The organism is Microcoleus sp. K1-B1 (assembly GCF_036704705.1).
GTDB lineage: Bacteria > Cyanobacteriota > Cyanobacteriia > Cyanobacteriales > Microcoleaceae > Microcoleus.
Window position 1 is genome coordinate 1 of the sequence record NZ_JAUBSH010000015.1, and the last position, 22,052, is coordinate 22,052.

A 22,052-nucleotide genomic window follows, 5' to 3' on the forward strand; every position below is an offset into this window, starting at 1 on the left:
GTGGACTAAATTGACTGTAAGCTTTTAAGCCAAAATATTTTGCCTGATTATCTGTAATGTCGAGCGAGCCGATTATTGATTTTATTTTTCGGGGCTTTCCTGTTTTAATTCCTGATACTGCTGAAAAAAAAAGCTACCTATTTCTGGACCAACCTCTGATAACATTTTCTGACGGACTGCTTTTTCTATACTTTCAAAAGTTTTTAACTCGGTTGGCTCTGTATTTCTGTAAAGAATTTTTGCTACCGCTTTTAAGTGGGCTTTTAGTTGTTGTTGGTCTGAGGGTGTCATTTTATTTACCTCATCTTTATTTGACGATTTTACTAGCTTTTTCATTTTAACTCTTTTTTGACACATTCGCAAAAGTGAGATGCACCCGCGGAATCTTGTTTAATATTGTCTTCCAAGTCTTTCAGTCGCCGGGTAAGGTTGGATGGTTCCATTGGAGCAGCCTTTTGCTTTTACAAAAAAGATTTGTAAATAATGTAGCACTTAACGCACGTGTTTGGATCTGCGATCGCACCCATACACTCAGAAACCGTGTTGTTCAACCAGAATAAAGGACTAGAAGCAAGTCTTTTCGTAAAAAACCCGGTTTCCAGTCAGTCCTGTGCGGTTCACACGCGCACCTCCTGACCCAAATCCTCCCGTACTCTTTGCAGTATTTCCCGTTCAAGTCTGATTACTTTTGTTTGCAACTCCCACTTTTCCAAACGATAAAGAACTAAGTCCGTCTCCGTATCGCTAGCACCCAACATCGCATCAACTATTTCTAAACTGTGGGTAGTTGCAAATAGCTGCACATCCAATCGCTGACACCACTGCACAATCCAAGTAAAGGAACTGCAAAGTGAATCAGTATGAATAGCTTTTTCTGTCTCGTCAATTAGTAAAACTCCACCTCGAACTTTGCTCAGCGTTAAAGCAATGAACAACAGACGACGCACACCATCACCAACAGCACTTAACGGCAAAATTCCCAATTGTTTATGATCGATATAAAGACTGGGACGCTTGCCCCTATGCGACAGAATGGCTAAATCAATAATTCCTGAATCTATCCCTTGCAGTAACTTAATCACTTCCGACTTAAAACGCTGAAAAGTTGCTTCTGAGAGCAATTCAAATTGCAATTCTTCGAGTCCATAAGAAAAAGGTGTGACTGTATCAACAGTCAGCACGGCATTTGAACAATGTGTTGATATTGCCTCTAAAATGCTGGTTTTCCCTGAGTTATTCGCACCAATCAATATGTTGATTTGACCCAAGTCCTGCAAGGTTAAATCTCGCAGGCCTCGGAACCGATGAATGGTTAAATTGTCAAGGTGTTTCATAATTATGACTTAGGCATTTCAACTGAGATGCTTCGCTTCTCTCAGCATGACACATAGGCTTTGCCTAAGTCCCGATCGCCCTTATGACTTGGGCGTATAAGTCGATCGCACTTGCAACTCCTTCAACTGCTTCTCATCCACAGCAGACGGCGCATTCGTCAGCAAACAAGCCGCCTGCTGCGTCTTCGGAAACGCAATCACATCGCGAATCGATTCTTCATCAGCCAACAGCCTCACCAACCGATCCAAGCCGTAAGCAATGCCTCCGTGGGGAGGAGTTCCATACTCAAACGCCTCCAACAAAAAGCCAAACTTATTGTAAGCTTCCTCAGTCGATAAGCCGATCGCCTCAAACACCTTTTCCTGAACTTCCCGCTGGTAAATCCGCAGAGAACCACCGCCGATTTCTGTACCGTTTAACACCAAATCGTAAGCTTGAGCTCTCGCAGTTTTCAAATCATTAATATCGTCAGGATGCGGCGCAGTAAACGGGTGGTGCACTGCTTCCAAACGCTTCTCGTCAGCGTTCCATTCAAACATCGGGAAATCTGTCACCCACAGCAGATTCATCTTGTCTTTGTCAATCAATCCCAATTCGTTACCAACGAACAAACGCAATCTATCCAAAGTCTTATTGACAGTTGTCGCATCAGCCGCTGCGAATAACAACAAATGACCTGGTTGCGCGCCCGTGCGATCGAGCAATTGCTGTTTTTGTGCTTCCGTCAAATTATCCTTAATAGCGCCGATCGTATCAATTTCGCCGTTATCCCGCACGCGGATGTAAGCCAATCCTTTCGCACCCGCTTCGCTGGCTTCCTTAAACAAATCGCCAGCGGGTTTAATCCGCACGTTAGAAATCGCATCATTCCCGCCCGGAATCGGCAAAACTTTCACAATTCCGCCTGCAGCAACCGCCCCGGAAAATACCTTAAATCCCGAATCTTTCATCAAATCGGAAACATCGACTAATTCCATACCGAAGCGAGTGTCTGGTTTGTCGCTACCATAGCGATCCATTGCTTCCGCGTAAGTCAAGCGCGGAAAAGGACGAGGTAATTCTACGCCTTTGACACTTTGGAAAATCTGGCAGACTAAACCTTCGTTTAGTTCGAGAATTTCTTCTAAAGACATGAAACTCATTTCCATGTCTAATTGTGTGAATTCCGGCTGTCTTTCGGCGCGCAAATCTTCATCGCGGAAACAGCGGGCAAGTTGATAATATCTGTCCAAACCCGAAACCATTAACAATTGTTTGAACAACTGTGGCGACTGCGGCAAAGCGTACCATTCGCCCAAATTGACGCGACTGGGCACTAAATAATCTCTCGCACCTTCAGGAGTCGATCGCGTTAAAATCGGTGTTTCAACTTCAATAAAACCTCCCACATCTTCCAAGTGGCGGCGCATCGCTTTGACTACTTGGTGGCGAAGCTGCAAATTGCGACTCATGCGAGCGCGCCGCAAGTCCAAATAGCGATATTTCAGGCGCAAATCTTCCCGCACGCTTTCAGTCTCCGCCGTCGCCACCTGAAACGGTAACTGTTTGCGAACCGCATTCAACAACTCAATTTCGTCAGCATAAATTTCTACTTCACCCGTAGGCAATTTCGGGTTGAGGGACTCTTCGGGGCGGCTGGTGACTCGCCCAGTAATTTTAATCACGTATTCGCTGCGTAAAGCCTCAGCCCCGTGATAGGAATCGGGGGTGCGTTCAGGATCGCTGACAATCTGCACAATACCCGATCGATCGCGCACATCCAGAAAAATCACCCCGCCATGATCGCGGCGGCGATCCACCCAGCCGTAAAGGGTGACAGTCTCTCCAATGTGTTCGCTTCGCAGTTCGCCGCAGTAGTAACTTCTCATAATTAGGGGTAGTGGACTAAAAATAAAGCTTTTTAATTATGCAGTATGCCTGAAACTTCTGCTGAATGCAAATGCACGGATGATTTTTAAGCAGAGGCGCATCTCAATTTTATAGTCAATGCTGATGAAATTATTGTGGGGAGTAGGGGTTGGGCGTCCCGCCCGCCCCACAAATACAATGTTCTAGGAATCCCCGCGATCGCTGTGAGACTTGTCAAAAAACGCCGTCAGCGCGTTCCATGCAGACTTAGCCGCATCCGTCAAGCGAGTGCCGATCGACTCAATTTGCTTCACAATAACGTGCCAATTCTTTTCAGCTTCCGTGTGAATGTGGTCAACAGCTTGTTCGATGCGATCGCGTTCGATCAATTTATTTTGTTCCACCGCTTCTCGCGCTTGTCGCACTGCTTTCAAATAAGCTTCGCGACTGACTTCGCCGGCATCTTGCACCTGCGCTTGCGCCCGCGTTTTAATCGCATCTACCACCAGCCAATTTTTCTCAGTTTCTTTTTTAATCAGCTTGACTGCTTCTGTGAATCTCTCGTGGGCGAGATCCTTATTTTCTTCGATCGCGCCCGATGCCTTATTCACAGCTTTTAAATAAGCTTCGCGGGTGAGTTCGCCCGCTGCTTGCACTTCGGCGGTGGCGCGTTTTTTAATTGCTTCAAACAGCGCGGCAGTTTCTGCGATCGCCTCATCAGTCGCGTCGGGCATCTCTTTTTTGACGAGCTCCGTCGTTTCGATAGTTGCCTCTAAAACGGGTTCCTCGGTTACTTTTGGATCTGTCATCTCAATCTTCTCCTGTGGTAGTAAACATTTTCAAAAAATCTCACAGTCCCTGGATGCAGACTTTGTAGGTGTAGCGCCAGAACGAATTGTGGTCTTTTATACAGACTTTGTACGTGTAGCGCCAGAAGGAATTCTGGCATTTAATAAGAACTAGGCAATTCTTATTCCAGCTTTATCAACTTTTGTATCCGCGCTTACCTAGTTGGAATGACCTCAGTTCTATTACATTATATCTACCAAAGTTGCTCTCGTGTGTAGGATACCGCCAACTTGCAGGTACGGTTTAGCGCACTTAAATTTATGATAAGTCTCTATACCTAAAAAACACACACCAATCAACTTGGTTTCTCAACACAATAAAACGGGCAAATTTAATAGTTTCAATTTTCCAACTGCAAATCTTCGCTCTCGTCCCTATATAACAAGTGGTGACATCTTTGAGCGTGCAGTAAAGATTGAGGAAATTCGTACTGAGATAAGAGGATATCTTCGAGCGCAACTTTCATTTGATTGGCGCAGATATGTGGCGGCACTTTGCCCATTCCCGTACCCATGCCGGGAATAGCGATAGTTTCAATTATATGTTTGACTGGAGTTCCATCTGCCACTGAGCCAAATTTTACGAGAGTCAAAATAGCGCGGGTTGCTAGATAAACATTTACTGTTTCTCTTAAAACTGTGGGAACGCGCATAACGGGTGCAGCTATTAAATACGGAATTTCAGCATGATCCGTGTCTACAATTTCTGCCCTTCCTACTAAGAGTTCGCCGTGATGTCGAGCCTGAATTAGTTTTTGCAAGCGTTCAAGAACCTGCCCTCCAAAATATTCCAAAATTTCTAAATGTAAGCCGTCGTCCATGAAACCAAAACTATTTCCCGGACTCACAATAGCATCACATTTGACATCAAATATTGAACCGCGGTGAATCTTTACATTTTCTATATTGCCGCAAGTGCTTTCCCAGGCTCTAACTAAATCATCGTCTAAGGCAGCCAGCACAATTTGCATACATACTCTCTCTTAATTTTAATGGCGAACAGCCAGAGCGATCGCCAATTTAATCCTACAATACTTTACATAAGTCCGCTAAATTTTAAATTCATCTCAATTTCAACTAGCAAATGTTCAATAGCTACGACATTTTTTTATCGCACACACCCTTAACCTAATACAGAGAGAGCTTTTAACAGGGTTGGCACCCTCTCAGGTTTAGGTGTGATGAGCTATACTGCATCGTGTTTTCTGGCCCAGGGGCTAAAGTCTGCAAGCTGTTTCCCTATCTTGTTTTCAGTTTACTCTTTCTCGGTTGAACTCACGTTTAATAAATAATGCTTAGGGCGCTTCGATATCGCTGTTCTCAAAAGAACGGTTGAGGATTTAAACAGCGTTTGATACGTTTATGCTCGTACATGAGTTTGTCAGCTTTTGCCAGCAATTGTTCTAATAAAACTTCATGGTTTAAATCGCCAAACTCCACACCAAGACTTATTGATATATAAGCTCGCTCGGACTGTTGATTAAAGCGATCTATATTTTCTTGCAGCCGAGCATGGAAATTAGTAGATGAATTCCCAGAAAAGTTAGGAATAAATAAAGCAAATTCATCTCCGCCGAGTCGAGCCACAATATCCGCTTCACGAAAGGTTTGCTTCAATATTTGAGCTGCGTCAACGATTACTCTGTCTCCCATTTCGTGTCCTAAAGTGTCGTTAATCTTTTTCAGACCATCTAAGTCAGCGAACAAAATAAAATAGGATGTTTGCGTGCGTCGAGCAATTTTTAATTGTTGATCTGCTAGTAAAAAAAAGCCTCGTCGGTTATATAATCCAGTTAATTCATCGGTCACGGATAGCTGCCTTACTTCTGCTTCTGCCCTCAGACGTTCCTGGATTTCGTGTTCTAAACGTTGATTTTGTTCGAGCAGTTGTTGGCGTTGCTGTTGGATGAGTAATTGATTTTTTACTCTCATCAGCACTTCCTGCTCTTGAAAGGGTTTGGTAATATAATCTACACCACCCAGTTCAAAGGCTCGTACCTTGTTTTCCAGTCGTTCGAGCGCACTGATAAAAATAACTGGTATCTGAGCACTCGCTTCCGATGCTTTTAACTTTTGGCAGACTTCGTACCCATTCATCTCCGGCATATTGATGTCAAGTAAAATTAGACTCGGTGGGTCGCGATGAACACCTTGGAGTGCCATTCTGCCGTTGAGGGCTTTACGGACAATATAGCCCTGTGACTCTAGAATTTTGGCTAACAAGCGCAGATTGTCTGGGGTATCATCCACGATGAGAATATTCGTTTGGGCCACAAGTTTGAATAAAGCTGTCATGGTCTTATTCCTAAATCTGGGTGAGAGTTGCGATCGCTTCAAGCTGAAAGTTATCGACCAGAGATGTCATCGCCGCGATGAAATCTTGTTTCTCCTTGGGAATTTGAGCGATCAGTTCATAAAGCTTATTATCACTAAGATCGAGTGCTGCTTCATGAACTTCTGCAATCCACTTGGTGGGCATGGTTTTCAAGTCGGGAGTCAATATCTTTGGGGGCGAAGCTGATGAGTCTGGCTGAACTTTTTCGGCGTAGCAGTAGCGGACGCCCAAGTGATGAGCTATTTTGTCGAAAAGTGTGTCTTCAGTAAACGGCTTGGCAATGTAGTCATCGCAACCGACTTGCAGGCTGGCGATACGATCGTCTTCAAAAGCATAGGCAGTGAGGGCAATTATGCGTGTAATTTGTCTTTTGTCCTGTGACATTTGCCCTGAGTTATCTGCTGATGACTCATGACTCATGACTAATGACTGTTGTGCTCGAATCTGTCTCGTCGCTTCATAACCATCCATGACAGGCATTTGAATGTCCATCAAAATCAGGTCAGGGTGCCATGTTTGCCAACGATCGATCGCCTCTACCCCATTTTCCACCGCACACACATCAAACCCAACTGACCCCAGCAGCGTCACCAGCAGTTGCCGATTTTCTGGAACGTCTTCTACTACTAGAATTCGGTAGATACGTTGCCCAGGTTCGATCCCGATAATCCGATCGCTAATTTTATGTTCATCTAAATCAACGGACTCTGGTAGTTCCAAAACGACTTGGCAGGTAAAAGTCGAGCCTCGATTCAGGGTGCTTCGCACGGTGATATCCCCTCCCATCAGACGCGCAAACTCACGACTGATAGACAGTCCTAAACCTGTTCCTCGATCGTTGCGACCGCTATTGGTTTGCATGAAAGCGTCAAAAATTGATTCTAAATCTGAGGGAGAAATGCCAGGCCCGGTATCCTCAACTTCGAGACACAAGGTAATAGTTGGTTTAATATCGGGTGGATTAGTGGCGCGATCGCAATTTGTACCAGATGGCATATCATCTGATGAAAAAGCTCGTCCACGTAGGGCTATGCTTCCTGTTGTTGTAAATTTGAGCGCGTTCCCCAGCAGATTAATCAAGATTTGGCGAAGTTTTGCTTCATCGCCACAGACATAACGGGGGACAGTAGCATCCCACTCGCTGCTAAGATGTAACCCTTTCTCAGGCGCTTTGATGGTGAACATCTCGTTAATAGAACCTAGCAGTCGATGCAGATTAAAACACCTTTTACTCAGTACCAATTGCCCTGCTTCAATTCTAGACATTTGCAAAACATCGTCGATCAATGTCAGCAGGTGTTCTCCACTACGGGTAATGATCCCTAAATGCTCTTGAAATTCTTCTGGGATATAGGGGTTGCGGTTCATAAGCTGGGTAAATCCCAGAATCGCGTTGAGTGGCGTTCTGAGCTCGTGGCTCATGTTGGCAAGGAACTGGCTTTTGGCACGGTTGGCTATTGCTGCCCTTTCTGCTGCGTGTTCTAAGGCAGCTTGCGAAAATTCTAACACCGCCAGCATGAGGATATGTCTCATTTCGGCGGCAGCTTCTAACTCTGCAATCTGCCACGGATAAGACATCTCCCGCACTGTCTCTTGCCACAGTTTAAAGGATTGGCGGGGACACAGGTGCATTTTTCCAATTTCGTCGATCGACACAGCATCCTGTGGATTACCTGCCCAGTTTATGGTTTGAATTTGTTCGGGTCGGAACCAAAGGATATGGTATGACTTTTGTTTGGCGTAGGATAGGAAGATTGAGATTGCTAAAACACCGCTAGCTTGCTCTTTGAATTGCTTCGCTTGGGGATACAACTGAGACAAAGAAGCTGTTGCAAACACTCGTTCTTTATTCTGTTCCAGCAACCACTGCACGAGTTCGTCTACCTCAGATTCCGATGGTGTTTGACCCACCAATGTTAGACGACCATCGAGCAGAATTGCAGCTCCCTGAGCATGAACTAAATCTAGCAATTGAGAAGCATTTTCGCTCAATACCTGTTCGATAAAATTAGAATCTCGCAGGAATGCCTGCTGAAGTTTATCCTGAATAGTTTTCGCCTGCGATCGGTAAACGTTCAATTCTCGATCTTGCTGATGTACCAGTTCGATCGAGGCAAATTGTCCTAAAAATTCACAGGTTTTGCGAGTTTCGTAATCTACCAATCGCGGGCTGTAATGGTGACAGGCAATTAATCCCCAGAGGCGCCGATCGTCAATTAACGAAATTGTCAGTGTCCCAGCAACTCCCATATTCTGCAAATATTCAATGTGGTAGGGAGATACTCCCCTTAACACGCAAGCACTTAGATCCTGGGGTGTATCGGTTAGGGGATGGTTGGTGGGAATTAGGCGGGCCGGGGTGTAATTGATATCAGGAATTTGGCGCACCCAGTTGCGGTAAAACAATTTGCGGGCGGGTACGGGAATATCGATCGCCGGGTAATGCAATCCCAGGTAGCTTTCTAGATAGCTTTCTTTCTCTTCGGCAATTACCACCCCATGATCGTCGGCTTCAAAGCGATAGACCATCACGCGATCGAACCCGGTCATGGCTTTGACTTCACGAGCAATGGTTTGAGCTAAATCAGAAAGACCGATCGCACTGCGAAAGTTGAGGATAACTGTTTGCAGACGGTGATAGAAATCGATTGAATGATTATTTTCAATAGGGAATTGGGGTTCTAGCTCCAGAACCCACCCATCTGATATCTGATGCAGTGTACTTCTAAATGTTTGGGTTTTGCCGTCTTTTAGAGATACTTTTATCTCCAAATAATTAGGAGAGTTTTGTGTTTCTTGAGTTATCTTGCTAACAATTTTTTCTGCTTGAACCTCGCCAAATAACCGTTGCAATGGCTTGCCTAGCAATTCTTCTGCCGAAATGCCAAAAAACTCTTTTACATTTTCACTTATCTGTATAATATTTAGATTAGTTCCTTGCAGCAATAAAACGATTCCGTGCGGCTGAATATGACCTGGAGCATACACAGATTCCTCGGTACATTCCTCTAAACTTGTTAAATCAAAAGTAGTGATTTGGGAGATTTTGGTAACTTTATGAGGCATTTTAGGTCAGTAATTATCAATAAAAATTAAGGATGTTTTTTTAAGAAATACCAAAAATTAGATGGTCTTATTGTTCACTGTTCCTAATTCCCTAGTCCTCATCAAACGTTTAAATGCACAACGGCTTATAAATCCAATGGAGGAATTTCACTTGGGAAATTACCTTGAATTAGATTAAGAATTTTTTCAAATTGATACTGGTTGGCGAGTTCCGTCAGATGAGTACCTAATTGAGCGAGTTCTGAGGAAAGTTGAGCTACCAGTTCAACGATCGCAACATCATCCCCACATAAAGCAGCATCTTCCAACTGAACCACCCATACTTTTGGTAATGTCGCCAGAATCGTTGGATCGAGGGAATCAGAAACGGAAGACGCAACAGAACAGAGGTAAGAAGGAAAACAATCTGTTCCCCGTTCCCCTTTTTCTGTTTCCTCTTCCTCATATACATACTCTAAACCTAGGTATTCCGCCATCTTAAGAAATAGGGTCTGTTCCCGGAAGGGCTTGCTGATGTAGTCGTTGCAACCAGCAGCTAAGGCGAGGGCGCGATCGCTCTGGGAAGCTTGGGCCGTAAGTGCAATAATGATACTGTTCTGTCCGTCTTCCATTGCCCGAATTTGCTTCGTAGCCTCGTATCCATCTAAAACGGGCATCCGAATGTCCATCCAGGTTAGGTCGGGTTGCCATTGTTGCCAAATCTGCACAGCTTGCTGTCCGTTGGTAGCTTCTTTTACCTCTAATCCTAATTGTGTCAGTAATCTGACCATTAGCAAGCGATTTTCTACTTGATCATCAACCACCAAAATGCGATGATCCCGTTCACTGGGAGCCAGCCCAATCACGAGGCGATTATTCTCTTCGGGTGTAACATTAACTCCACTGATGGGGCTGACGGGAAGGGTAAATGTGAAGGTACTCCCCTCTCCCAGAGTGCTGCTGACAGAAATTTTTCCGCCCATGAGTTCCAACAATTTGCGACTAATGGTGAGACCTAGGCCAGTACCAGCGATCGATCGCTTCCCAGCTTGGGCTTGCACAAACGCATCGAAGATGGTATCGAGTTCGACTGATGCAATCCCTACACCTGTGTCAGCTACTACAAACTGGAGAATTGGCCGAGTTGTGGTTAATGCCCCTGTACCAGAAGCCTGAATGCTGACTTGCAAAGTAATGCTTCCCCGATCGGTAAATTTGATGGCATTACTCACCAAATTGAGCAAAACCTGACGCAGTTTTTGAGCATCGACCAGCATAAATTGGGGAACTTCTGGCGCAATCTCAAAACAAAGGTCAAGTCCTTTAGAACTTGCTCGTTCCGCCAACATATTTCGGAGGGAATGCAGCAGCGCAATTAAGTCCAATCCGCTTTGTTCAACTGTGCAGTGTCCCGATTCAATTTTCGAGAGATCCAGCACATCGTTAATCAAACTCAAGAGGTGATCCCCACTCCGTCGAATTGTTTGCAGGTCTTGTTGTTGGTTGGGAGTTAGGGAGGGGTCATGGGTCATTACCTGAGCAAATCCTAGAATTACGTTGAGAGGAGTGCGTAATTCGTGGCTCATATTGGCTAGGAAGGTACTTTTTGCCAAATTCGCTGCTTCTGCTGCTTCCATTGCCTGCTGCAGTGCCAGTTCTTTTTGTTTGCGATCGCTGATGTCTTTGTGCGTTCCAATCATCCGTAAAGGCTTACCATGTTCATCGTAGGCAACGACTTTCCCGTAGTTAGCGATCCACTTCCACTCACCTGACTTGCAACGCACACGATAGTCAAAGGCATACTTAACTGAGCTATCTTGCAAGTGACTATTGAGAAACTCAAAAACCCAGAATTTATCATCAGGGTGAATCATCTGTTCCCAGACCTTCAAATCCATCACCAATTCACCCGGCTTGTAGCCCAGCATCTCCTGGTAGTAGGAATTCAGGTAAACTTTTCCAGTTTCAATTTTCCAATCCCATAGTCCATCTCCAGAGGCTTCTAGTGCCAGTTTTAAGCGTTCCTCACTCATTTGTAAGGCGGTTTCAGCTTGATGTTGTCGTGTCACATCGATCGCCACACCACCTACTAGCATTTGCCCAGGTAAGTCGGGGATGAGAAATTTGTAAACCAGAAACTCACCCAGGGTGCCATCTCGACGGGGCGCCATCTCAATCGTTTCAATTAGCTCGTTGGTTTGAACAACCGTTTGGATATTGTCTAGATATTGTTGCGCGTGGGCGGCGGGGTAAAGTTCAAAAATGGATTTTCCAATCACATCGTCAGTGGGTAACTCGAAGGTATTGAGATAAGTCTGGCTGGCATAGAGCATTACACCATTTTCATCGGTAATCCAGGCAGGGGCAGGGCTGTGATTCATGAAGGCTTGGAAGCGAGTTTCACTCTCTCGGAGTGCCTGTTCGGTTTGTTGGCGTTCCGCTTCGTTGCGTTTGCGATCGCTAATATCCCGGCAGATACAGAAGTTCATTATCTCATCTTGTAATTCCACCCGGTTCCAGCTAATTTCCACGTCATATACAGAACCATCCTTGCGGCGATGTCGCGTTTCAAACAGCGGAATAACCTTCTCTCTCTGGAGCATAAGTTGTAGTTCTTCCTTCGTCCATTCAGCATCCCAATCAAACACACTCAGATTCAGGGTTTCTTCTAGGGTGTAGCCCAGCATTTGAGCAAAACTGGAACTAGCTTCGACAACTTTTCCGACCCTATCCATGACAACAACACCATCCAGTGAAGTGTTGAAGAAGGCTTTACTCCGCAGGAGTTCCTGTTCTAGTGCAAGTTCGGCTTTTTTGCGATCGCTAATATCTTTCATGAAGCAGTAATGCCCCATAAATTGGTGCTGTTCGTCGTAAGTTGAAATCATCACCAATTGCTTATAAAAAACCGAACCGTCTTTACGAACCCCTCTGGTTTCAACTTCAACTCTGCCCTCTTGCACCATCAGCCCATAGGCTGCAATCAGTTTTTTCAACTCATCGGGATATACGGTTTTTTCCCAGGACATCCCGATCATTTCTTCTGGCTGATAGCCTGTCACGTCAGAATATGCTTTATTGACATAGAGGTAACGTCCTTGAGTGTCTATTTTGGAAATGCCGGACACCGCATTTTTCATCACCTCACTCAGTTCTCTAAGCTCTGCTTCTGCGTGTTTGCGATCGGTGATATCTTCTGAAAAACAAAGTAGGTACTGGGGCTGATGCTGCTGGTCGTAAATGGGAATCTTCACTGTATGCAGCCAAAGTTTTCCCAGACTATGACTGTCAATGACTTCTTCGAGAATATCTTCACTCTTACCTTTCTCAAAGGCTTCTCTATCCTTTTGGTCAAAAAAGATAGCCTGTTCTGTTGGAAAAAAATCATAGCCACTTTTGCCGATCGCTTGTTCGGCTGAGATGCCAAATAACCGTTCGCTGGTTTTATTCCAAAACTGAAATACGCCAAATCGTTTAGGATCGGCGTCCTTAACAAAAACCGCCACCGGTAAATTATCCAGCAGTGCTTGTAAGAAATTGCGAGTGTTTTGGATGTCCTGCTCTACTTTTTTGCTTTTACTAACATCAATAAACGTAACTACAACTTGTGTAATTTGACCGTTTTGATCGAACTCCGGGTAGGCATTAACTAAGACCCAAACACAACTATCAATTTCTTTTTTAATTCCTAAAACATAATTTTTGAGGGAACTTCTACTGGATAAAACCTGATTTACCGGATATTCCTCTAGGGGCATAACGCTGCCATCTTCCCGCACAAAATGCCATGCCGGAGATATCGCAGTTTTTCCCAGCATTTGATCCATTGAAAGCCCTAGTAATTCACAGGCCGTTTCATTAGATAATTGGATGCTGGTATCTGTAGCATGAATCAGAAAACCTGCATTTAAGTTATCGATCAATTGCCGATATCTGGCTTCGCTGACCTGTAAAGCAACTTCAGCTTGCTTGCGCTCGGTAATGTCGGTGTGAGAGCCAGCCATCCGAATTACGTTACCTGCATCGTCCCACAGCGCCTGACCGCGATCCAAAATCCATTTGTAGGAACCATCTTTGCAGCGAATGCGATGTTCTGTGATGTAAAAAGGAGTTTTCTTGGCAAAATGGTCTTGAACGGCTTGCATCACCCATCCCAAATCATCGGGATGTACCAGATTAGCCCATTCGTCTACAATGTTTTGGATTTCATGGTCTTCATAGCCCAGCATTTCCTTCCAGCGACTAGACAAGAAGACCTCGTTGGTTTGAACATTCCAATCCCAAATGCCGTCATTATTCCCGCGTACAGACAGTTCCCAGCGTTCTTCACTTTCACGTAGTGCTGCTTCTGCTTGTTTGCTGTCAGCAATATTCCGGGCAATCTTTGAGGCTCCAATTATATTCCCTGCTTGGTCTTTAATGGGGGAGACACTCATCGAGACATCGATTAATGTTCCATCTTTCCTCAGCCTCTTTGTATCGTAGTGTTTGATACGTTCTCCTCGCTGGATTTTGGTGAGAATTTCGTTTTCCTCATCTTGATAGTCTGCAGGAATCAGTTTTCTCCCTGATTGCCCTACTATTTCGGCCGCTGTATAGCCAAAAATTGTTTCGGCTCCTACATTCCAACTTGTAACTACACCCTCTAAATCTTTACTGAGAATGGCATCTTCCGAAGATTCAACGATCGCAGCTAGTTGAGCGATCGTAAGTTCTGCCTGTTGTCGCTGGTGAATTTCCCATTGCAACTGGTGATTGGCTTTTTTGAATTTATCGACTTTGCCATAACTAACTTGTGCGAGATACACGACCCACATCAACAGCCAAACTAAAACTAAGCCACCAATTAATACAACTCTAGGCCAATAAAACTTGACACTTTGTACTAAATCTAAAGTTGGATAAACATCTATTCTCCAGTCTACACGATAGGCTTTAACTACAACTGTTTTATGCTCGGAATTTTGAGACAAAGATTCTTGACCGTAGAGCCACCTTGTGCCATCATAGATAGCCACATTGTACCCTGGTGACACTTTTACAATACTTTCAAATAGAGTTTTAAACTGAAAAAATCCGACAATAAACCCATCAAACCGTTCACCTACAAACAAAGGAAAACTTGCTAAAAATCCTTGACCCCCTTGAACAAGTGAAATATTGTGACTTAAGATAGGTTGACGCAAATCACGAGCTACTTGCAAAGTAATTTTCCGACGCAGTTCCCCATTCAAATCTAGGTTTTGCGCTGCCTCATTCCCTGCCAGTGGAGCAACCCATCGCACTTTAAATGATGGATCGACTAATGCGATCGCCTGATAACCGTAGAAATCCTTTACATAAGCCTCTGCATCGGCTTCCCAAAGAGCCTTTGGTGTACCGCCATTGGCTTGCCAGCGATTCGCCATTTGTCGAAGTGTCAACACCCGAATTGATAATCCTTCGCTAAGTTGTGACTGAATCGCATTGGCTTCCTGCTGAATTAACTGCTCGAGGTGAATTTGTCCGTTGATGGTTAGCTGTTGCCACGTAAATAAAACAGCAAGAGAAGCTACCACACCAAGCAAAAGAGGTAGCAATCGTTTAAGTGGTGTTTGGTCTAAACTTATAATTACTTTGCGTCGAGAGATTACCATAAATTAAGCGATAGATGAATAGAGCTGTCTTCAATATTTTGGGCTATACTTGGGTAATTTAATGATGCAAGAAAACTAAGTGTTGAGCCTGATAACCAGTTAGCGATAAGGCAATCTCTAAACTTTATACTCCCTAAGTTTAGCTGTTAAAATCCATCGGTAAAGAAGGTTGTTTCTTAACCCCTAGCCCTTTAACTAGATTTATAGAGGGCGATGAGCCATATCTGTGCAGATTGTAAATAGGTATTGTTTGCCAACATTGGCGACAAAACCAGTAGATTTGATGCTCGCGAACGTGACGCAGCATTTGATTCGAGCAGCAGGGGCAGTGTGTCATAAAGACCTCTTTTTTAACTAAAGGATATTTCACTCTTGTTGCAAAGTGCTGTAAGCTCGCTTGAAGCAACCATAACAAGACCCTAGAGAAAAAAAATAAAGATTTGGTAAAGAATATAAAACGGTTAAGGAAAAGATACAAGTTTAAACATTCCGTAATAAAATTAAGAGCGAAGAGAATTTTTATCCCACAATACGCACCTTGTAATGTCCCATCTGGTTTGTTATAATTCTACACTATTCAGATGCAGCTTTTGATACCCATGCCTACATAAAATAATTTTCCTGCTCCCTGTTCCTTGATTTGATCTGAGAGTCTAAATCCCAGCCCTAAACATGGGCAGTTTGAACAGGAACCATAGGTGGAGCGAGGGGATTCACTATGAATGCTGGCAGATGATATTGACAGTTTTAATTAATTGTTGACTATAGCAAGATAATAAGTTATCAAACCAATTATTGCCGAAAACTTCTTTGTGTGTATAACCCGTGAGGCGGCAGAAAAAAGGATTTACGTAGCCCCGAAACTTAATTCTAGAGGTTGCTGGTTGCAGTTAGCCGATCGCACCACCCAAAACACCCCAACAGCCCAAAATACAAGCACCGCAATATATTGACAATATTGTTTTTTTGCGTATTATATTAAAAACCCGTAAAATCTCTATTCGGATGCCGAACTAATGAACTCCTCACTAACCAAGAAAAACCTCAAACTCGCAGCATTTACAGCCATAGTTTCGATATTATTTCCCGCAGCTTTACCTACAGTTGCCTCAGCCCAGACAGCACTGGAAGAAATTCGGCAAACTGGCATTCTCAAAGTTGGTATCAGAAAAGATGCCCCTCCCTTCGGCTACTTAGAAGGTGAAAAATGGCAAGGAGTTTGCATGGAAGGCTTAGAACTTTTTCGAGCTGACTTAGAAAAAAAATTAAATCGATCCATCCGCTTAGAAAAACTAGAAACAGATCTCAACGAATCAGCGGAAAAAGGCCGCTTCCGCAGCGTAACTAGCAAGCGCACTCACCTAGAATGCGGGCCTAATACAATTCTAAAAAATCCCCCCAGCGGGATTGCATATTCACTGCCTTTTTTATACAGCGGCACTTATCTGTTAGTCAGGCCAGAAAACAGACTGAGAGTCAACCCTTCAGGATTCCTGCAAGACGTGACCATTGGCGTGCTAAGCGGTTCTGTTACCCAACAATTCATTGCAGGCCGATATCAACTAGCCAACCAGCGAATGTATGAAGGTATCGCGGGCAGACAGTCTGGTGTAAAAGATGCGGTATCAGGAACAATTGATGCCTTCGCTAGCGACGGGATGCTGTTAGTAGGAGAAGCGCTGAGACAGGGTTTAACTCCAAGCCAATATTCTGTGATACCGGAGCAGCCTTTAACCTGCATTTCTTACGGCATGATATTGCCAGCAAGTGACACTGAATGGAAAGAAACAGTCAATAATTATATTCGCAATCAAAGTTCGACGAACCTGTTGGAAAAAGTGCTGGGGCGCAATTCTCCTTTCCTACCGATGAGTGTCGCCGATCAAGATAAATGTATTTGAACCCAAATCGGGCAAGATGCTGGGCGCGCACCAGAAGAATAGGGGTCAATCGATTTTAGATTTTAGATTTTAGATTTTAGATTTTAGAATTGACCCCACGGATCAATGCGGGGGCTCTTCTGATTTTCGATTTGCGATTTTGGATTGATTCCACGGATAAATCACGTGGCGGGTACCACCTTTGAAATTCGTGGTCAGGTGTGGATTTTGTCAGGGCAAGTCCGATCGCTGCAACCAGTGGCGTCAATAGGCTCTAAACTGGATTCAGGAAGGCGCGCAGCACAGGTTTAGGAGGGTCATCAGTGACAGAAAAAAATTATCAATCGTCTTCTCTACCCACCTACGCGCGAAAAGAACTGCGGGAATTAGTTCGATCGCAGTTAAGGGCCCTGTTGGAAGAAGGAGACTTTAAAGGAGCAAAAGCGATTTTGCACCCGGTGCAGGAAGCAGACATAGCTGAAGCTATCGAAGGCCTGCCAGAAACCATGCAAGTAATAGCTTTCCGCTTGCTTTCCAAAGACGAAGCAATCGCAGTCTACGAATATCTCGACTCCAGCGTTCAGCAGTCCCTCTGCGAAAAATTCAAACGCCAAGAAGTCATTGACATTGTAGACAAAATGTCCCCGGACGATCGAGCTAAACTCTTTGACGAACTGCCGGCAATATTAGTCCGTCGCCTGTTGGGGGAATTGAGCCCAACGGAACGAGAAGCAACGGCTCAACTTTTGGGCTACGAAGCCAGTACCGCCGGTCGGATCATGACCCCGGAATACATTTCTCTGAAAGAAAGCTTTACCGTCGCCCAAGCTTTAGACCGCATTCGCTCTTTGGCTAGAACTACCGAAACAATTTATTCTCTTTACGTCACCGACGCCGGACGCAGTTTGACCGGTATTTTATCCCTGCGGGATTTAGTCACTTCCCCCCTGGACAAAACTGTCGGCGAAATTATGACCCGCGACGTAGTTTCTGTTCAAACAGGAACGGATCAAGAAGAAGTAGCTAGGCTGATCCAGCGTTACGATTTTTTAGCTGTGCCCGTTGTAGACCGCGAACAGCGTCTGGTAGGCATCATTACAGTTGACGACGCGATCGACATTTTAGAACAAGAAGCAGCCAAAGATATTTATACCTTGGGCGGCGTCCAGTCCGGCGGCGACAATTATTTTCAGACCGATTTAATCACTGTTGCCCGGAAAAGAGTCGTGTGGCTGTTTGTTCTGCTTTTAACTAATACTGTCACCGGCGCAATTATTAGAGCTCAAGAAGATATTTTGAACCAAGTAGTCGCCTTAGCAGCCTTTATTCCCCTGCTGACTGGCACTGGAGGCAATGTCGGAGCTCAGTCCTCAACGGTTGTAATTCGCGGCTTGAACACTGACGAAATTACAGCAATGGGCCCGTTTCAAGTAATTATTCGGGAGGGGATGGCGGGAGCGCTGCTAGGAGCTATATTGGGGACTGTAGCGACGGGCTGGGCTTACACTCTGCAAGGGAGTTTAGAAGTGGCACTCGCGGTGGGAGTGAGTTTGTTTGCGATCGCAATTTTAGCTTCTATTGCCGGTTCAGCTCTGCCGTTTCTATTTCGTTCTTTGGGTTTAGACCCCGCTTTAATGTCTGCTCCCTTTATTACTACCGCAGTTGATGTCCTCGGAGTGTTGATTTATTTCACTTTAGCTCGACAAATTTTGCAGCTTTAATATATTTAATTACATGGCTGTGAATAAAAAACTTAATCTGTTTTTCACCACTGCTAAATTCGGGGTTAATGTGCAATTCCCTACCGGATATCTGCACTCGCGCGTACTTTATTTTTATCCGCATACTTGCACCCCTTGAAAAAAAGAATGCAACTATAGGCCCGTGCTCGAAACTCCGAGCTTCCTGAGTCATTCCACATCTAAAATCTAAAATCTAAAATCTAAAATGGTATTAGCCTATGTCATCATCCAATTCACCAACTAAAATCCAAAATCCCACGTCCAGCAATTTGTTAGAAACTGCTGAATTGGTTTTTCTTGCTGCCTCTGCTGTGGGATTGGCTGCTAGTTTGGTTTGGGAACAGAGCGTTTATGCTCAAGTACCTGTAGTGATTGCGTTGGTGTTGAATTTTGTGAACCGACAGAAGCTGCACAAGCAAGTTAAAGCAAGTACGGCGGCCACGTTCGATCGCGTAAATCAACAAGCAGCTACTACCGATCGCGCGATCGAGGAATTGCAACTTGCTGTAAATGCTTTAGACGAAGCTGTTGCTCAAACATCTCGCGAAAATCTCAATGTTGGGCCTGGAGAAAACGTACACTCTCTAATTTCAGCAATTGAGAACCTGCGCCAGCGACTAATAATTTTAGAAAAAACTATTAAAATGATTCAAAGCGAGATCGAACTCACCAGCCGCCAATTCAAACAGCGACCGGAGTTGCAACAAGTCGAAACTTTGACAACAATAATTCTGGACTTGCAGCAGTTTATCAATGAACTGCCACAGTGGGGCAGTTTGCAGCAGCGGCAGCTAACAGAACTTCAGCAAAAAGTAAACGATGCTTTGGCTCAGCTATCAGAAGAAATTGCTGTGATTCCCAACCGCGTGCAAGAGGCGCTAGCTAGTCGCGGTGGGGAAATTAACCCACAGCTTGGTTCTGGTTTGAATGCCGAGCAAAAGAATGGTTATCGACCTAAAACCCAGAATGAGAAAATTCGTCAGAAATATCCCAGAGCTTATGTCAAGTGGAGTCAGGATGAAGACGAAAATTTGAAGCAAGAATATGCTAGCGGTCAACAAATTGACGAATTAGCTCAGAGATTTCAGCGACAGCCTAGTGCCATTCGTTCGCGATTACAAAAATTAGGAATAATCGAATAATGGTAATTGGTAATTGGTAATTTGTAATCACAGAAAACAGACAACAGTCAACAGTCAACTGATATCAAATCCGTTAGCATCAGAATAGTAAATTCGAGTTCACTGTTCACTGTTCACTGTTCACTGTCAACAGTCAACAGTCAACATCATTCCGGTGTAACCAGAAATGATATGACAAATAACAAAGCGATCGCCCTTTTTTTTCAAAAGAGCGATCGCTTTGTTTCTGTATTCAGTACCGGCTGCCAACAGCGGGCCACTAACATCACATCTCAAGGCTTTTTAGCCTGGGTCTACCTGATTTTAGAAATCTTGGGGTAACAAAGAACTTAAACGCTCCAACAAAGGATCGGAATTCCGAGGAGGAACAACTTCAGCATCAGACACTACATTATCATCCGCCACAGAGTCAGACTCAATCGGGTCAGGCTCTACTACTTTTGAAACTGGGGCAAAAGAAACTTGAGCAAACTTACTGTTAACACTCCCCTGCAATTGATCCAACTGCGCGCTGAGTTGACTCAGGTGATGTTCCAGTCCCTCCAAACGGCTTAATTCCTCTGCCGAAACATTGTGTTCAAACTCAGCAAATTTTACCACAAGTTCAGCAATACGCTGTTCCAACCGCTGAAAGCTCTGTGTAGAGCTAGCAGACTCAGATACAGACAAAAACTGCCACAAAGCTTGCTTGCAGAGATTGCTGAAAGTCTGATACTTCGTGAAAGCCAACTCTTTTTCAATAGCGGCCAGCAAAGTTTGATCCGCAGCATCTTCCGTAAACGCCACCGAGAAATTCGCCTTATTTTTTGCCCACAGTGCCATAGGGTTCAAGCCTTAATGCGTTACTTTATCGTGGCTAGCTGAGCCTCAGCATAAATAAACTGTCCCAAAGCATTAGCTTTCCGGGAAGGCTGAGCCAAGTGAGCCTTAAGATTGGCGTCTTTAAGCAAAGGTTGCAAAACCTCCCAGAAAAACTCGCCGCCACCGCCAGTCAGAACCACATCCGTCACACGTTCCGGCAGCCACTGCACCAAACGTTCGGACAGTTCGTTAGCGAAAGCCTCCCGCAAATCCTTAATAATCGGATCTAAATTAGTCGGCTTAGTCGCTCCTCTGGGACGGTAAAAACGCTGGCCTTCGGGTTTATTCACCGCTTCCAGTAAAGACAGAGATTGAGGGTCTGCTCCCGGAATCTTTGAGGCAACTTGTTCGTAGAACTTGTTCATTGCGAAGGAATCGCTCTTTGAAGCTGCCCGGGCGAACCGGAAACGATCGACCATTAACAAATCGGTAGTTTGGTGTCCGATATCAACAACAGCCACCGACAGTTCCGGCAACTCCGGCGTAAACTCCTTGTTATCTTGAGCCTCGCACCAAATCAGGCTGCCGAACCCTTCCGGCATCACCCAAACGTGACTGATGTTAATATCCACACGCTCGCCCCGGTACACCACAACGTGGGGAGAGCGCAGTTGGCTGATAATCTCTTCCTTTTCCTTCTCAAACTGATCCTGCGAATAAAACGGCAAACCCAGCACAACTGCTATTTCGCCTTTCATCTGGAAATATCCAGCACAGGAAAAGACCTTAACCAAAGCATCTACTACTTTCGACTGGTCAGCGCCACCGAGATTAGCGCCAAAATCTGCCGCCAATTGACCGATCGCGTAACCCCTGCCCTGGTACTCCAGCCACATATCCAACAGAGGGTCTGTTGCTTTGGACTCAAAGCTGCCACCCCGCACCTTTTCCACAGGCATAGTAGCCACGTTGGCAGGGATGAAAACAACGCCACTCGGGTTGCGACTCACGCAAGCTTTAGTTGCCGTCCGACCCAAATCAGCGCTAATAATCGATTTGTTAGAAGCGACTTTAGTCTGCTGGGTCAGCATAGCCGAATTAGGAACAAGCTGTCTAGTTGTCATTGAAATGTGTTACCTCACTGAGCCTCACCATTATCATGCCTTATCCCTTGACACTGCCACGCTTAAAGACAGTGGGTTTTGCGGCGATTCTTCTAACTCTACCTAGATCGGTATCGAAATCAGCACCAAACATTATATTCGGGACGATCGCCCTTACCGTAACTAACCTAACTTTTTCTGGAGCGATCGTCCTCGAAGCTCTGTTGCCTGAGAGTGCATTGTTAAGTTAAATTTAGTTAAGATTCTGAGTGTAAACTTTTGTCGCACTTCTCCGACACCGCGATCTTACCCGATCTGTCCCCAATTCAAGGCATCC

14 protein-coding genes and 1 pseudogene are annotated in these 22,052 nt (G+C 44.8%); 4 read left to right on the top strand and 11 right to left on the bottom strand.

From position 1 onward, the window contains the following. From QUA83_RS07885 to QUA83_RS30540, 9 genes and pseudogenes are all read right to left on the bottom strand, one after another. Nucleotides 1-291 (bottom strand): annotated as a pseudogene (locus QUA83_RS07885) (ISKra4 family transposase); the annotation flags it as partial. 326 nt (nucleotides 292-617) lie between these two features. Beyond that, nucleotides 618-1,334 (bottom strand): AAA family ATPase, encoded by a 717-nt coding sequence (locus QUA83_RS07890; RefSeq protein WP_333292437.1) that lies wholly within the window; start codon nucleotides 1,332-1,334, stop codon nucleotides 618-620. An 81-nt stretch (nucleotides 1,335-1,415) separates the two neighbouring features. Continuing rightward, nucleotides 1,416-3,203: an aspartate--tRNA ligase gene (aspS, locus tag QUA83_RS07895; RefSeq protein ID WP_333292438.1), complete on the bottom strand. Its 1,788-nt coding sequence runs from the start codon at nucleotides 3,201-3,203 to the stop codon at nucleotides 1,416-1,418. 183 nt (nucleotides 3,204-3,386) lie between these two features. Next, nucleotides 3,387-3,992 (bottom strand): hypothetical protein, encoded by a 606-nt coding sequence (locus tag QUA83_RS07900; protein ID WP_333292439.1) that lies wholly within the window; start codon nucleotides 3,990-3,992, stop codon nucleotides 3,387-3,389. A 380-nt stretch (nucleotides 3,993-4,372) separates the two neighbouring features. Further along, the gene (locus QUA83_RS07905; protein ID WP_333292440.1) at nucleotides 4,373-5,002 is read right to left on the bottom strand and encodes a macro domain-containing protein; all 630 of its coding nucleotides are present in this window, start codon (nucleotides 5,000-5,002) and stop codon (nucleotides 4,373-4,375) included. A gap of 349 nt (nucleotides 5,003-5,351) precedes the next feature. Continuing rightward, nucleotides 5,352-6,326: a diguanylate cyclase gene (locus tag QUA83_RS07910; protein WP_333292441.1), complete on the bottom strand. Its 975-nt coding sequence runs from the start codon at nucleotides 6,324-6,326 to the stop codon at nucleotides 5,352-5,354. A 10-nt stretch (nucleotides 6,327-6,336) separates the two neighbouring features. Next, nucleotides 6,337-9,432, bottom strand: coding sequence for a response regulator (locus QUA83_RS07915; RefSeq protein WP_333292442.1), 3,096 nt, complete (start codon nucleotides 9,430-9,432; stop codon nucleotides 6,337-6,339). Nucleotides 9,433-9,557: 125 nt separating this feature from the next. Next, the gene (locus QUA83_RS07920) at nucleotides 9,558-15,047 is read right to left on the bottom strand and encodes a PAS domain S-box protein (RefSeq protein ID WP_333292443.1); all 5,490 of its coding nucleotides are present in this window, start codon (nucleotides 15,045-15,047) and stop codon (nucleotides 9,558-9,560) included. A 716-nt stretch (nucleotides 15,048-15,763) separates the two neighbouring features. Continuing rightward, complete coding sequence (locus tag QUA83_RS30540) at nucleotides 15,764-15,937, bottom strand: PAS domain S-box protein (RefSeq protein ID WP_445301764.1); 174 nt, start codon at nucleotides 15,935-15,937, stop codon at nucleotides 15,764-15,766. Between the two features lie 126 nt (nucleotides 15,938-16,063). Here QUA83_RS30540 and QUA83_RS07925 point away from each other — a divergent pair, with 126 nt between their 5' ends. From QUA83_RS07925 to QUA83_RS07940, 4 genes are all read left to right on the top strand, one after another. Further along, nucleotides 16,064-16,948 (top strand): amino acid ABC transporter substrate-binding protein, encoded by an 885-nt coding sequence (locus QUA83_RS07925; protein WP_333292444.1) that lies wholly within the window; start codon nucleotides 16,064-16,066, stop codon nucleotides 16,946-16,948. A 302-nt stretch (nucleotides 16,949-17,250) separates the two neighbouring features. Beyond that, nucleotides 17,251-18,648: a magnesium transporter gene (gene mgtE / locus QUA83_RS07930; RefSeq protein WP_333292445.1), complete on the top strand. Its 1,398-nt coding sequence runs from the start codon at nucleotides 17,251-17,253 to the stop codon at nucleotides 18,646-18,648. Between the two features lie 239 nt (nucleotides 18,649-18,887). Then, complete coding sequence (locus tag QUA83_RS07935; RefSeq protein ID WP_333292446.1) at nucleotides 18,888-19,811, top strand: hypothetical protein; 924 nt, start codon at nucleotides 18,888-18,890, stop codon at nucleotides 19,809-19,811. A gap of 171 nt (nucleotides 19,812-19,982) precedes the next feature. Next, nucleotides 19,983-20,132 (top strand): hypothetical protein, encoded by a 150-nt coding sequence (locus QUA83_RS07940; RefSeq protein ID WP_333292447.1) that lies wholly within the window; start codon nucleotides 19,983-19,985, stop codon nucleotides 20,130-20,132. Here the strand turns inward: QUA83_RS07940 and QUA83_RS07945 are convergent. Beyond that, a complete protein-coding gene (locus QUA83_RS07945) occupies nucleotides 20,115-20,633 on the bottom strand; it encodes a hypothetical protein (protein ID WP_333292448.1) in 519 nt (172 codons plus the stop codon). The two genes, QUA83_RS07940 and QUA83_RS07945, sit on opposite strands and share 18 nt — an antisense overlap. A gap of 20 nt (nucleotides 20,634-20,653) precedes the next feature. Next, nucleotides 20,654-21,736, bottom strand: a complete 1,083-nt coding sequence (locus QUA83_RS07950; protein WP_333292449.1) for a ParM/StbA family protein — start codon at nucleotides 21,734-21,736, stop codon at nucleotides 20,654-20,656. Between the last annotated feature and the right edge of the window lie 316 nt (nucleotides 21,737-22,052).

Coding starts and splice junctions, on each gene's coding strand:
- QUA83_RS07890 (WP_333292437.1), bottom strand. CDS start 1,334: ATGAAACACCTTGACAATTTAACCATTCATCGGTTCCGAGGCCTGCGA.
- aspS (WP_333292438.1), bottom strand. CDS start 3,203: ATGAGAAGTTACTACTGCGGCGAACTGCGAAGCGAACACATTGGAGAG.
- QUA83_RS07900 (WP_333292439.1), bottom strand. CDS start 3,992: ATGACAGATCCAAAAGTAACCGAGGAACCCGTTTTAGAGGCAACTATC.
- QUA83_RS07905 (WP_333292440.1), bottom strand. CDS start 5,002: ATGCAAATTGTGCTGGCTGCCTTAGACGATGATTTAGTTAGAGCCTGG.
- QUA83_RS07910 (WP_333292441.1), bottom strand. CDS start 6,326: ATGACAGCTTTATTCAAACTTGTGGCCCAAACGAATATTCTCATCGTG.
- QUA83_RS07915 (WP_333292442.1), bottom strand. CDS start 9,432: ATGCCTCATAAAGTTACCAAAATCTCCCAAATCACTACTTTTGATTTA.
- QUA83_RS07920 (WP_333292443.1), bottom strand. CDS start 15,047: ATGGTAATCTCTCGACGCAAAGTAATTATAAGTTTAGACCAAACACCA.
- QUA83_RS07925 (WP_333292444.1), top strand. CDS start 16,064: ATGAACTCCTCACTAACCAAGAAAAACCTCAAACTCGCAGCATTTACA.
- QUA83_RS07935 (WP_333292446.1), top strand. CDS start 18,888: ATGTCATCATCCAATTCACCAACTAAAATCCAAAATCCCACGTCCAGC.
- QUA83_RS07940 (WP_333292447.1), top strand. CDS start 19,983: ATGACAAATAACAAAGCGATCGCCCTTTTTTTTCAAAAGAGCGATCGC.
- QUA83_RS07945 (WP_333292448.1), bottom strand. CDS start 20,633: ATGGCACTGTGGGCAAAAAATAAGGCGAATTTCTCGGTGGCGTTTACG.
- QUA83_RS07950 (WP_333292449.1), bottom strand. CDS start 21,736: ATGACAACTAGACAGCTTGTTCCTAATTCGGCTATGCTGACCCAGCAG.